This is a genomic window from Dolichospermum sp. UHCC 0259, assembly GCF_009711935.1.
GTDB lineage: Bacteria > Cyanobacteriota > Cyanobacteriia > Cyanobacteriales > Nostocaceae > Dolichospermum.
This window is the reverse complement of record NZ_VIKX01000155.1, coordinates 18,123-30,065: the sequence shown is the minus strand read 5'-3', so window position 1 is coordinate 30,065 and position 11,943 is coordinate 18,123. Positions and strand designations below refer to the sequence as shown.

The 11,943-nt window shown below is 39.2% G+C and carries 11 protein-coding genes and 1 pseudogene; 7 read left to right on the top strand and 5 right to left on the bottom strand.

Going from position 1 to position 11,943, the window contains the following annotated elements; translation table 11 throughout:
* Positions 1-348: 348 nt before the first annotated feature.
* Together FJR05_RS12370 and FJR05_RS12365 are read right to left on the bottom strand one after the other, a co-directional pair.
* Positions 349-729, bottom strand: coding sequence for a hypothetical protein (locus FJR05_RS12370; RefSeq protein WP_168644368.1), 381 nt, complete (start codon positions 727-729; stop codon positions 349-351).
* A 46-nt stretch (positions 730-775) separates the two neighbouring features.
* Positions 776-2,470 (bottom strand): AarF/ABC1/UbiB kinase family protein, encoded by a 1,695-nt coding sequence (locus FJR05_RS12365; protein WP_168644367.1) that lies wholly within the window; start codon positions 2,468-2,470, stop codon positions 776-778.
* Between the two features lie 420 nt (positions 2,471-2,890).
* Between FJR05_RS12365 and FJR05_RS27955 the strand changes: the two are divergent.
* The 5 genes and pseudogenes from FJR05_RS27955 to FJR05_RS12340 all read left to right on the top strand — a co-directional run bounded on the left by FJR05_RS27955 (position 2,891) and on the right by FJR05_RS12340 (position 6,647).
* Positions 2,891-3,317: pseudogene (locus FJR05_RS27955) on the top strand (putative toxin-antitoxin system toxin component, PIN family).
* A gap of 7 nt (positions 3,318-3,324) precedes the next feature.
* Positions 3,325-3,543 (top strand): toxin-antitoxin system HicB family antitoxin, encoded by a 219-nt coding sequence (locus FJR05_RS12355; protein ID WP_168644365.1) that lies wholly within the window; start codon positions 3,325-3,327, stop codon positions 3,541-3,543.
* Between the two features lie 282 nt (positions 3,544-3,825).
* The gene (gene gpmI, locus FJR05_RS12350) at positions 3,826-5,424 is read left to right on the top strand and encodes a 2,3-bisphosphoglycerate-independent phosphoglycerate mutase (RefSeq protein WP_168644363.1); all 1,599 of its coding nucleotides are present in this window, start codon (positions 3,826-3,828) and stop codon (positions 5,422-5,424) included.
* Positions 5,425-5,597: 173 nt separating this feature from the next.
* Positions 5,598-5,831, top strand: coding sequence for a preprotein translocase subunit SecG (gene secG / locus FJR05_RS12345; RefSeq protein WP_096669944.1), 234 nt, complete (start codon positions 5,598-5,600; stop codon positions 5,829-5,831).
* 12 nt (positions 5,832-5,843) lie between these two features.
* Complete coding sequence (locus FJR05_RS12340; RefSeq protein WP_168644361.1) at positions 5,844-6,647, top strand: peptidase; 804 nt, start codon at positions 5,844-5,846, stop codon at positions 6,645-6,647.
* 180 nt (positions 6,648-6,827) lie between these two features.
* Here the strand turns inward: FJR05_RS12340 and FJR05_RS12335 are convergent, their stop codons facing one another.
* The gene (locus FJR05_RS12335) at positions 6,828-7,796 is read right to left on the bottom strand and encodes an orange carotenoid protein N-terminal domain-containing protein (RefSeq protein ID WP_168644359.1); all 969 of its coding nucleotides are present in this window, start codon (positions 7,794-7,796) and stop codon (positions 6,828-6,830) included.
* A gap of 211 nt (positions 7,797-8,007) precedes the next feature.
* Between FJR05_RS12335 and FJR05_RS12330 the strand changes: the two genes are divergently transcribed.
* On the top strand, positions 8,008-9,726 hold the full coding sequence (locus FJR05_RS12330; protein WP_168644358.1) for a WD40 repeat domain-containing serine/threonine-protein kinase: 1,719 nt from the start codon (positions 8,008-8,010) through the stop codon (positions 9,724-9,726).
* A gap of 99 nt (positions 9,727-9,825) precedes the next feature.
* On the opposite strand, the gene FJR05_RS12325 is transcribed toward FJR05_RS12330, so the two are convergent.
* The gene (locus FJR05_RS12325) at positions 9,826-10,125 is read right to left on the bottom strand and encodes a 30S ribosomal protein PSRP-3 (RefSeq protein WP_015079494.1); all 300 of its coding nucleotides are present in this window, start codon (positions 10,123-10,125) and stop codon (positions 9,826-9,828) included.
* Between the two features lie 320 nt (positions 10,126-10,445).
* On the opposite strand from FJR05_RS12325, the gene FJR05_RS12320 reads away from it, so the two are divergent.
* Complete coding sequence (locus FJR05_RS12320) at positions 10,446-11,246, top strand: tetratricopeptide repeat protein (protein WP_168644356.1); 801 nt, start codon at positions 10,446-10,448, stop codon at positions 11,244-11,246.
* Between the two features lie 143 nt (positions 11,247-11,389).
* On the opposite strand, the gene FJR05_RS12315 is transcribed toward FJR05_RS12320, so the two are convergent.
* Positions 11,390-11,923: a dihydrofolate reductase gene (locus FJR05_RS12315; protein WP_168644355.1), complete on the bottom strand. Its 534-nt coding sequence runs from the start codon at positions 11,921-11,923 to the stop codon at positions 11,390-11,392.
* Between the last annotated feature and the right edge of the window lie 20 nt (positions 11,924-11,943).

The window sequence follows — 11,943 nt, the reverse complement described above, 5'->3', positions numbered from 1 at the left end:
CTCCTATCCCTGTTACTTCCTAATTCCTTTTTAGTGGGGGAGTGTGAACAGTTACTTTTTATCCTGTTAATCATTTAATCCTGGAAATCCTGATTCAGACAATATATTTTTAATCCTGTTAATCATTTAATCCTGGAAATCCTGATTCAGACAATATATTTTTTTATCCTGTTAATCCTTTAATCCTGGAAATCCTGATTCAGACAATGTATTTTTTAATCCTGTTAATCCTTTAATCCTGGACATCCTGATTCTGACAATATATTTTTAATCCTGTAAATCCTTTAATCCTGGACATCCTGATTCTGACAATGTAGGGGCGCAGGGTCTGCGCCCTTAATGATATCGTTAAGACCAAGAATCTAAATCTAAAGATTGCATTCCTTCACTCTTAACATAATCGAGTAAACCTCCCAACTGCCGCCAAACAAAAAAGCAAGTTAGCAAACTCATTGGTAAACCTATACTTAAAGCCATTCCCGTAGGAAAACCAAATATCTCAAAACCAGAACAAAGAAATAAGCAAGAACCACCAGTAATACCAATAAATGGCACTAACAATTGTTTATAAAAAGAACGGGTATTAGTCTTTTCTTTAGGAGATTTATCTTGTGGCCATTGCTGGACAATTACCTTTAATGTCCCAGATAAAGCTAACCCAGAAGTTAAAGCCGTGAAAAAACCAACTAATAGTAAAAAGTAAGGCGGTTGCAGAGGGTAATAATACATTCAAACTCCTGGTTGTTATTAAAATTCGTTTTTATTTGGTAACAGATTATTTGGCTAAAATAGCTGCTACACCTTCTTTGGAGAACTCTGTTAAGAGGCTAATTGCTACATTTAGTAAGCGATTTGGTGGTAAATCATCCTTGACTAAATCCCACAGACGTTGGACTTCTTCTGTGTGCAAACGGTCATCTTCAGTGATAGCTAAGACCAACTGCCGACGGAGAAATTTACCCTCTTCAGAAAGGATGAATTCCAACCCCATTTTCGCCGTTGGTAAAACATCGAAATTGCTATCAGTGCGAGCAATCGTAATCAGATTTTCTAACCTTTGCCACTGAAATTTACCATCTTTAAACAACACATTCAATAGCCGTCGTCGTAATGCGGGAGATTCCCCAGTTAATAACCGCCGAGCGATATAGGGATAACCCACTTCCACAATTTTGAAATTAGGGTTAAGACTGAGGGCAATTCCTTCTTGTGTCACCAAAGAACGAATAATCAAAGCAAACTTTGCCGGCACACGGAAAGGATATTCATACATCAATTCCGAGAACTCATCGGTAATGGTTTTGAAGTTGAAATCTTGGACATTTTTACCAATAGCATTTCCTAATACCGCTTCTAAGGCGGGAATAATCGGCGTAATATTAGTATTTGCTGCTAAAAAGCCCAATTTAACAAAATCTTCTGCTAAATCGGCGTAATCCTTATTTACCAAATGTACTAGAGCATCAACTAAACTTTCCTTAGTGGTTTCCTCCAATTGATCCATCATGCCAAAATCAATGTAAGCCATGCGACCATCGGGCATAGCGAACAAATTCCCAGGATGAGGATCGGCATGGAAAAAGCCATGCTCTAATAGTTGTTGTAACCCAGTAGTTACACCTATTTGAATGATGGCTTCTGGATCTAAACCAACAGATTGGATATTCGCAGTATCTGTGAGTTTAAAGCCATTGATCCATTCTAGTGTTAAAACATGAGTGCTGGTATAATTCCAGTAAATACCGGGAATTTTTACCTGGGGGTCATCACGGAAATTATGGGCAAATTTTTCTGCATTGCGACCTTCATTGATGTAATCAATTTCCTCAAATAGCTTTGTGCCAAACTCGTCCACAATTAAAGTTAAATCGTGACCGAGATTCAGCGGTAGCCAGGGAGCAAGCCAACTGGCAACCCAACGCATGAGGTACAGGTCTTTTATCAGTAGCGGGCGGAGATTAGGGCGTTGTACTTTTACTGCCACTTCCTCGCCACTGAGTAACCGACCCCGGTAAACTTGACCCAAACTAGCGGCTGCTACGGGTTGAGGAGAAAGCTCTCGAAAAATTTCGCCAATTGAGCGATTTAATTCTGTTTCAATAATCTGATATGCCAGATCATTATCAAAAGGTGGTAACTGGTCTTGTAACTTGATTAGTTCTGCTAAGAAATCTTTGCGGATTAAGTCGGGACGAGTCGAGAGGGCTTGACCAACTTTAATAAATGTCGGACCCAGGTTGGTGAGTAGGGTTCGCAACTGGGTAGCGCGTTTCCCCTGATTTTCCTCCACCTGATCTTGCCATTCGTCCCATTTGAGACTGAATATAAATCCGGCAAAAGACCAGATTATTCTCAGTAGTCGTCCCCACGCTAACCAAGGACGGTAACGAAAGTAACGAGCCGCTCCGCTTGCCCAGGGCAGTGCCTCTGGATTATACTGCTTTAATTCATCAGATTGATACTGACCCACGCCTTTATTTGCCTCTTCAACTGGGAATTTTACATCGTCGCTTTGATCCTGAATGCTAACTTAGTTGTTGGCACCGGAAAATTGTACTTTTTAGTTTAGAAAGAAACTTTAACCGGATCTAGGAGCAATAGGTGAAGAAATAAGCCTATCTAGCCAGATTTATTTATCTTTATTCTTAATTATACTTTATAAAAGTACAAACTTTTTGTGTGTATTTAGGGTATTTTATATTTTCTTAATGACTCATGCAAATTTGTACTCTTAAGCATTTGCATGATAATGTTACAGAACAAGGCGATCGCGAAGCGCTGCTGCAAGCAGATCGCTCTACGTTTAATCTAAAATAGTAGAAAAGCAGAAAAAACTTAGTACGAACACCAAAATTTTCTCTAATGACAGCATATATGCTATCATGTCCGCATGGCGATTAAAATTGTGGTAGATACAAGCGTTTTTATTAGTGCGCTTATTGTATCAAAAGGTTCTAGTCGGGAACTAATTCGACGCTGTTTGAAAGGAGAATATCAGCCTTTGATGGGAAATACTTTATTTTTAGAGTATGAATCAGTCATGCAGCGAGAAGAGATTATCAGCAAATGTTCTCTAACTAAGACAGAAATTTATACTTTACTTGCATCATTTATAAATGTCAGTCAATGGATATCAATTTATTTATTACTTATGGCGACCTAATTTAAAAGATGAAGCTGACAACCATTTAATTGAATTAGCGGTTGCTGGTAATGCTCAAATTATTGTCACCAAAAATGTTAAAGACTTCCAAAATGCTGAACTCGTATTTCCTAACTTATCAATATTAAGACCGGAAGAAATTATTAGGAGTTAAACAAAAAATGGCTACTTTAACTATTCGCTTACCCAACGAAAAACACATCAGATTAAAAGAATTGGCACAAACCAGAGGCATTAGTGTAAATACACTGATTGAAGAACTTTCTACTATAGCTCTAGCGGAATTTGATGCCTATACTCGATTTAAAGCAATGGCTGTAATGGGAAATCCAGAAGACGGGTTAAGAATATTAGATAAACTTGATGATCTCACGGAATAGGGCGATCGCGAAGCACTGCTGCAAGCAGATCGCTCTGCCCTTAATCTAAAATAGGCAATGAAGGGCGGGGAAACCCCGCCCCTACTGGCTTGGGGGATAAAAAACTTTACCTTATAACGGAATAAAAATTAAATGGCATTTCGCAAGCGTCGTCTCAAATATTTGGTATCAGTAGGTTAACAAAATTTGGGATTTAAGATTTTTTCCTACTGAATTTAACTTCCATAGTTGTTTAGCAATGGTATCATTCGAGTATTACAAACAGTAAAGGGCGATTTTACTATGACCAAAGCACCTGTTGCTCCTGTGGTGCTAGTCATTCTAGATGGATGGGGCTACTGTGAGGAAGAGCGAGGAAACGCAATTACCGCTGCCAAAACTCCGATTATGGACAGTTTATGGGCAGTATATCCCCACACCCTCATTCACACATCAGGAAAAGCCGTAGGGTTGCCAGAAGGTCAAATGGGCAACTCGGAAGTTGGTCATTTGAACATTGGCGCTGGTCGAGTCGTACCCCAAGAATTGGTACGGATCTCAGATGCTGTAGAAGACGGTTCTTTAGCCGCAAACCCAGCCCTTGTCAAAATTTGCCAGGAAGTCCGTTCTGCTAATGGCAAGTTACATCTAGTGGGGCTTTGTTCTGATGGGGGGGTACATTCCCATATTACCCATCTATTTGGATTACTTGACTTAGCAAAGGAACAGCAACTTTCACAAGTTTGTATCCACGCCATTACTGATGGTCGTGACACTAAACCGACAGATGCTATCAACGTCATTCAGCAGTTGGAAGACTATATAGATCATGTTGGCATCGGTGAAATCACTACTATCAGTGGTCGCTATTATGCAATGGATCGTGATAACCGTTGGGATCGAGTCCAACGCGCCTACGATGTGATGACAACAGATAGCGCTGGCAATGGACTCACGGCTGTAAAGGTATTGCAAGCAGCTTACGCTGAAGGTGTGACTGATGAGTTTGTTCTCCCAGTCCGGTTGCAACCGGGCGCGGTAGAATCTGGTGATGGGGTCATATTTTTTAATTTCCGCCCCGACCGCGCTAGAGAACTAACTCAAGCCTTTGTTAGTCACACTTTTAGCGGTTTTGAAAGACAGCCTATTCAACCGCTTTCTTTTGTAACTTTTACCCAGTATGATCCAGAATTGCCAGTTTCTGTGGCTTTCGCACCGCAAAATCTGAGTAATATTCTGGGTGAAGTTATCGCTAATCGCGGTTTAAAACAGTTTAGAACGGCGGAAACTGAAAAATACGCTCATGTCACCTACTTCTTTAACGGGGGACTAGAAGATCCTTGTGAGGGGGAAGACCGGGAATTAGTCAGTAGTCCAATGGTAGCGACTTATGATCAAGCCCCGGCGATGTCAGCACAAGCTGTGACAGATGTGGCGATCGCTGCCATCAGAAAGGGTATCTATTCCCTAGTTGTAATGAACTATGCTAACCCAGACATGGTAGGGCATACAGGGCAAATTCCAGCGACAGTCACAGCGATTGAAGCAGTAGATAAATGTTTAGGTCGTCTGATTGATGCTATTGGTAAAGCAGGTGGTACAGCAATTATTACTGCTGATCACGGCAATGCTGAGTATATGCTAGATGAAGGCGGTCATCCTTGGACAGCCCATACTACCAACCCAGTTCCTTTGATTTTGGTAGAAGGCGAAAAAGCCAAAATACCCGGATATGGAACAAATGTGGTATTAAGAAATGATGGCAAATTAGCCGACATTGCCCCGACAATTCTGGATATTTTACAAATATCTCAACCACAAGAAATGACAGGGCGATCATTACTTAAAGCCGCAGAATATGATTTACAACTAACTCGTACTCCTGTACAAATAGGTTTGTAAAATCGTAAAATCCTGGCGACTGGAAGTCGCGGCTACACAATCAAAGTCCGCCTGCGCGGACTCAAGAAAAATCAAGACTTGAAACCCACGACGGTGGGTTTTGCCTGTGTAGATGCGGTTTCTAACCGCCAATTTAACTTAAACCCTACTTGTTATAAACAACATTTCTAAATATGGCAATTACTAACATCATTCAAGGCATTTGGGCATTTTCCGCCCTCGGTTTGATTATTCTCGTTTTGTTACATAGTCCTAAAGGTGATGGCATTGGCGCTATTGGTGGACAAGCACAATTATTTAGCAGTACCAAAAGTGCCGAAAATACTTTAAATCGAGTTACTTGGGCATTAGTTGTAGTTTTTATGGGTTTAACTGTGGTTTTAAGTGCTAATTGGTTGCCCAAATAATTGAAACTGAAAATGGGAAAAATTACCCAAAATCAAAACTTTTGGCGAAGATTAATAGTTCGACTTCGCTCACTACAAGCAGCAGTTCTGACTTTAGCAATAAGTACAGGACTGTTGGTTGTTTTGACTAACTTTCAAGTTAATGCTGTTTTGAGAGAACAGGGAACAGGGAATAGGGAACAGGGAAGAAACATTCAAGTATCTAATTCTGTGCCTATTGTACAAAAATCCCATCCTTTACCACCAACTCTGGCTCAATGGCAAGATAAAACAAATAGTGGAGATTATTTTGATCAAATTAAATCTACGAAAGTTGGTTATTTAATTTGGTCAAGTTTTCCGGTGAAAGTCAAGATAGAAACACCAACTGATATTAATGAAAAACAATCGCAAATATGGGTTAATAGTGTTTCTCAAGCAGTGCAAGAATGGAGTATTTATTTACCTTTGCAGGTAGTAGAAAAATTGGCTATTGCTGATATTACAATCTCCCGAAAAGCACCACCCTTGCAACGTGAACCTAATGGTAAGATACTGCGATCGCGTTCGGCTTTAACTACTTATGATTTATATACTGAAAATAATATTCTATCTCACCGGTTTACAATTCTGCTGAGTCCTAGTCAAACTGGTGATTATGTATTGTCCGCAGCCCGTCATGAACTTGGTCATGCTTTGGGTATTTGGGGTCATAGTTTTCTAGAAACTGATACGATGTATTTTTCTCAAGTTCGCAAACCGCCGTTTATTTCTGTCAGAGATGTGAATACTTTGAAACGGGTTTATGAACAATCTACAAGTTTAGGGCAAAGTTGAGTTTATCTCACACAAAGGCGCAAAGGTAAATTTTGAATTGCGCTTACACGATGGAGATAGTTCTTCCTCGTCGTTTTTATGATAACAAATTTTTTGGTCGGTGTCAATAGTTTTGACTCTATTATTGCGAGGCTGTGGAAACAACAAGTAAATTTGATTTTCGACAGCCTCCTGCTTTGATTAAACTCGGCGCAGGTTCATTAGTTCTTGAGGAGATGCAAGCATATCAATCGCTACGAAGAAGATTTTTCCATCGGGATTGATTAAAAACCGCCAAGAAATATTCATACCGACTGTGACACCAAACCAAGGAGTTTGCACTACTCCTGTAATTTTTAGTTGCTTAGAACCGTCTGGTTGAACTTCGCAGATACCTTGTTGTGGCATCATGTTTAGTCCTTGTGCTTCTTCACGCATATATTTAGCGATCGCTTCCCGGCCAATAATTGGCTTTTGGAAAGGTGGTTGTAGCGCACCGTCGTGAGTGAATAGGGCGATCGCATCATCAAATTTATCTGCATTCATGGCTTCAATGTAGCCTAATACAGCGGGTTCGGTAATACCATCAATTTTAACTGAGGAAATAACTGGAGTTGTCCGTTGGAAAGCAGGTTCTGTAGCTGCTTTGGGATAACTGCTAGGCCCAAGATCAGAAGTATCAAATCCCATATCTACTACGGTATTCCGCAAGACGGTGATTTGCTGACCTTGATCAAGTTTCTGTGTGGCTTCTAATACGAATTTTACACCAGGAGACATTTGATAGCCAACGGGGATAGGAGTGATGATTCCCTGTTTCATCAATTCTCCTAACTCGAACCAGAAAGCGAGTTTGGTATTGACGCTGAAGAAACCATAGGAACGGCTAATAGGAGTATCAGCACGGCTGGCTAAATCCCGCATTACCTTTGTTTGCTCTTCACGAGACATTTGCTTGATTTGGGTAAGCAAACTTTCAGCTAGTTGCAAGCGTGCTACCCCAGGTGCAGCAGGAGTAATGGTTTTACCCATTTCGGTGTAAGCATACCAAAGATAAGCTAATTGATCATCAACGTTAAGTTGATCAAATAACGCTATAGTTGCAGGAATAGGACTAGGAACTTGAGTATTAGAAAAAATAGTTTGAGCAGACTGGATAGTTAAAGCCATAGTCGGAATCTCCAAAATTATGTGTTTATCAGTCTTTATAAAGACATTAGCTCAAAATGTTTATCATGAACTTAATATCTTATGTAAAGTAATGTAATAAAAATCTTAAATTTTGTAAACAATGGAAATTACGAATTGACAAAATATACAGTTAATGATAAAATTGTACGTTTTCACGCGGAAGCACAAAGAGGAATTTAGGAGATAACTTGTGCTAATTCATGAAGTTTATCGTTTAGTTAAACAGATTAGTCAGGGGGGATTTTATCAGACTTTTTTAGCTGTAGATGAAAGTCAATTTCCGCCAATTCCTTGTGTTGTTTATCAAGTTTCATCTCGATATCAACCGCTGGAAATTTTTCAATTTCAGGTACAGAAATTAACGGAATTAGGTAAACATCCACAAATTCCGACTTTAATCACACATTTTACAGAAAATGAATATTACTATTTAATTCAAGAATTTATTGATGGTGATAATTTAGCTGGTTTATTAGCAAAGCAAGGTAGTTTTAATGAAACTCAGATTTGGCAGATTTTAAAAGGTTTATTACCAGTGATTAGGTTTATTCATAATCACCAAGTTATTCATCGCAATATTCAACCAGAAAATATTATTGTACGGACTAAAAACCAAAATCAAGATTTATTAGATGATTTGGTTTTAGTGGATTTTGCTGGTATGAAAGTTGCCAATATCAATGAAGATCAAGATAATTTAGTTGGTAGTCCAGAATATATTTCTCCAGAACAAGCACAAGGTGAAGCAGTTTTCGCAAGTGACCTTTATAGTTTAGGTGTAACCTGTATTTATTTACTTACTCAAGTTTCTCCTTTTGAATTATTTGATATTACTAATAATACCTGGGTATGGCGAGATTATCTCACCTATCCCATTAGTGAACATCTAGGACAAACCCTTGATAAGCTGGTAAAATTTGATTTACAAGAACGTTGGCAATCAGCAGATCAACTTATATACAATTTGGGTATTAAGGATAATTGTTTATCTTTATCATCCCTAAACAAAAGTTATTTATGGCAACTTGATTATACTCTAGAAAATCAAATTCATAGTTCTATTAATACTGTGGCATTAAGTCATGATGGTAAAATATTAGCCAGTGGAGAAGATAATAAAAGTATTAAATTATGGAATTTAAGCAATCAGCAATTAATAGGGAACTTTCTCGGACATACTCAATCTATAACAGCAGTTATTTTTAATCATAATGATACAATTTTAGCTACGGCTAGTGATGATCAAACTATCAATTTGTGGGATGTGAAGACATTAACGAAAATTCATAGTTTAACTGGACATTCCCACGCTGTTAAATCCCTAGCATTTCATCCTCATGGACAAATTTTAGCTAGTGGGAGTTGGGATAAAACTATTAAAATCTGGGATATCAATACAGGTTTAGTAGTGAATACTTTAACAGGGCATAAATTACAAGTAAATGCTGTAGCTTTTAGTCCCCAAGGACAGCTTTTAGCTAGTGCTAGTTATGATCGCACAGTTCGGGTCTGGAAATTAGAAGACGGAAATTTTCACTTATTAACAACTCTTTTTGGTCATACTTGGGCAGTTTTGACAGTGGCTTTTAGTCCCACTCATCCTCATTTGTTGGCGACTGGTAGCGGTGATAATACAATCAAATTATGGGATATTAGCACTGGTGAATTAATTAGCACACTTTCAGGTCATTCTTGGTCAGTAGTGACTGTAGCTTTTAGTGCTGATGGAGAAACGCTGATTAGTGGCAGTTGGGATAAAACGGTGAAAATTTGGCAAATCAGCACAAAATCAGAAATTGCTAGTCTTGTCGGTCATGTAGACTCGGTATCTAGCGTTGCTATAAGGGATGATGGGGGATTAATTATCAGTGGTAGTAAGGACAAGACAATCAAATTGTGGCGAAGATGATGGGGACTGGGGACTGGTGACAGGTGACAGGTGATAATTTGACTTAATTACCCATGACCAATCACCAATTACCCACTGCCAATTACCAATTTAAAATAATCAGGCGCTACCTGTGAAGGCAACCTCTGGAAATTTCAACTGTGCTTCTGCCATTGGGCGTTTTCTGCCTTCTTCTTGCCAGTAGTTAATCACTTCTGTGGCTTTGTTCAGCAACTCTACCCGGTCAACATCTGTGATCCAGTGTTTAGATTCTAACTCTTTTTTTAGCTCTTCCCAGGCATCGTTTCTGGGCCAAAAAAAGTATTTGGTTAAGGGACTAGAACCTTTACCGACAACTTGATCTACTGCTAGGGCGACGTTTTCGTCTAACCAGAGAATTTTCAAAATGAACTTGGTCAATTACACCTCCGGGGAATATCCGGGTTTTACTTACTAAGTTTGCGACCCCTTATTTTAACTCAATCTTTGAATAATTGACCATTTGTGGTGGCAATTAGTTTTACAGCAATTTTCGTTCTTGTGAAATATAATGGGGGCGCAGGCCCTGCTTTTTACAGCAATTTTCGTTTTCGTGAAAGACAATGGAGGGCGCAGTCCCTGCTTTTCACAGCAATTTTCGTTCTCGTGAAAGACAATGGAGGGCGCAGGCCCTGCGCCCCTACGGGTTTTGCTGTATTCTGCTATATCATTAATTTTGTTGCATATTACGTCAGAAGTAGATGATTAAACTAATTGGTATTTTTCTGAGTCTATTCCTGGTTTTTGGCTGGAATACACCAGTTATGGCGGAATCTCAACCTATTACTGCCCAAGAGTTGCAAGTAGGGGATGAATTGGCGAGTAAGGCTTTTGCAGCTACGAATGAGGGTGATTTTGTGACGGCGGAAGCTTATTGGACAGAAATTATTGAAAAATTTCCTACGAATGCGGGTGCATGGAGTAATCGCGGTAATTCTCGTGTCAGCCAGAATAAGTTAGAAGCCGCATTGATGGATTATAACAAAGCTGTAGAACTTGCGCCGAATGTGACAGATCCTTATTTGAATCGGGGGACGGCGTTGGAAGGTTTGGGAAGATGGGAGGAGGCGATCGCTGATTATAATCGTGTATTAGAATTAGATCCTCAAGATGCTATGGCTTATAATAATCGTGGTAATGCTAAAACAGGTTTAGGGAAATGGCAAGAAGCGATTTTAGATTTCCAAAAAGCTACAGAAATTACCCCCAATTTTGCCTTTGCTAGGGCTAATTATGCCCTGGCTTTATATGAAACTAATCAAACTGATAAAGCTATCCGCGAGATGCGAAATATAGTCCGTAAATATCCGCGATTTGCTGATATGCGTGCTGCTTTAACGGCTGCTTATTGGGTGACGGGAAATAAGGGAGAGGCGGAAAGTAATTGGGTAGCTGCTTATGGACTAGATACCCGTTATAAGGATATGAATTGGGTAAGGAATATCCGTCGCTGGCCACCGAGTATGGTAGTAGCTTTGGAGAGATTTTTGAAATTACAATAAATTAATAGGGTTTGCTGATAGCGAAGCGTGGCGTAAGCCATAAAAGTTGTCTGTGAGGGCTAGGAGTCAGGAGTCAGGAGGAAGAATTAGAAGGAGATAAGAATAGTCAAAATCAGTTGTGTAATTAATTTGTGTCCCATTACTTATCCGATTATTGAAGGTGGCGTTACCTCATTAACGCACTTTTCAATTTCTACAAAATTAAACTTATAACCATTTTCCTGCATTTTCTTTTCTTTGGTGACTTTTCCAAAATCGGCAAATTCAGGAAAGTATATGTCTCCCACAAAATTACCTTCAACAATAGTTAAATAAAGTTTATCGGCAAATTGGATGGCTTCAGTATAAATCTGTCCACCACCAGCGATAAATATTTCTTCTGTTTCACTCATTTTCGCCCAAGCAATTGCTTCTTCTAATGAATGTAAAACTACAGCACCAAAGGCGTGAAAATTGGGATTTCTGGTCAGAACAATAGTTGTACAATCGGGAAATGGTTTAGTCATGGTAGAATAACTTTTACGCCCGATAATTACAGGATGTCTTCGGATCATTTGCCGATAATAAATTTCATCACTGGGAATATTCCAGAGACTACCCGAATTAATATGTATTCTGGCTGAATTTGCTAAAATTCGATTTTCAGAAATGGCAGCAATGAGACTAATTAACGGCATAAATTAATAATAAGCTGTCA

What these genes read in the sequence shown, in the direction of transcription:
- FJR05_RS12370 (WP_168644368.1), bottom strand. Translation starts at nt 729, where the DNA reads ATGTATTATTACCCTCTGCAACCGCCTTACTTTTTACTATTAGTTGGT.
- FJR05_RS12355 (WP_168644365.1), top strand. Translation starts at nt 3,325, where the DNA reads ATGGCTACTTTAACTATTCGCTTACCCAACGAAAAACACATCAGATTA.
- gpmI (WP_168644363.1), top strand. Translation starts at nt 3,826, where the DNA reads ATGACCAAAGCACCTGTTGCTCCTGTGGTGCTAGTCATTCTAGATGGA.
- secG (WP_096669944.1), top strand. Translation starts at nt 5,598, where the DNA reads ATGGCAATTACTAACATCATTCAAGGCATTTGGGCATTTTCCGCCCTC.
- FJR05_RS12340 (WP_168644361.1), top strand. Translation starts at nt 5,844, where the DNA reads ATGGGAAAAATTACCCAAAATCAAAACTTTTGGCGAAGATTAATAGTT.
- FJR05_RS12335 (WP_168644359.1), bottom strand. Translation starts at nt 7,796, where the DNA reads ATGGCTTTAACTATCCAGTCTGCTCAAACTATTTTTTCTAATACTCAA.
- FJR05_RS12320 (WP_168644356.1), top strand. Translation starts at nt 10,446, where the DNA reads ATGATTAAACTAATTGGTATTTTTCTGAGTCTATTCCTGGTTTTTGGC.
- FJR05_RS12315 (WP_168644355.1), bottom strand. Translation starts at nt 11,923, where the DNA reads ATGCCGTTAATTAGTCTCATTGCTGCCATTTCTGAAAATCGAATTTTA.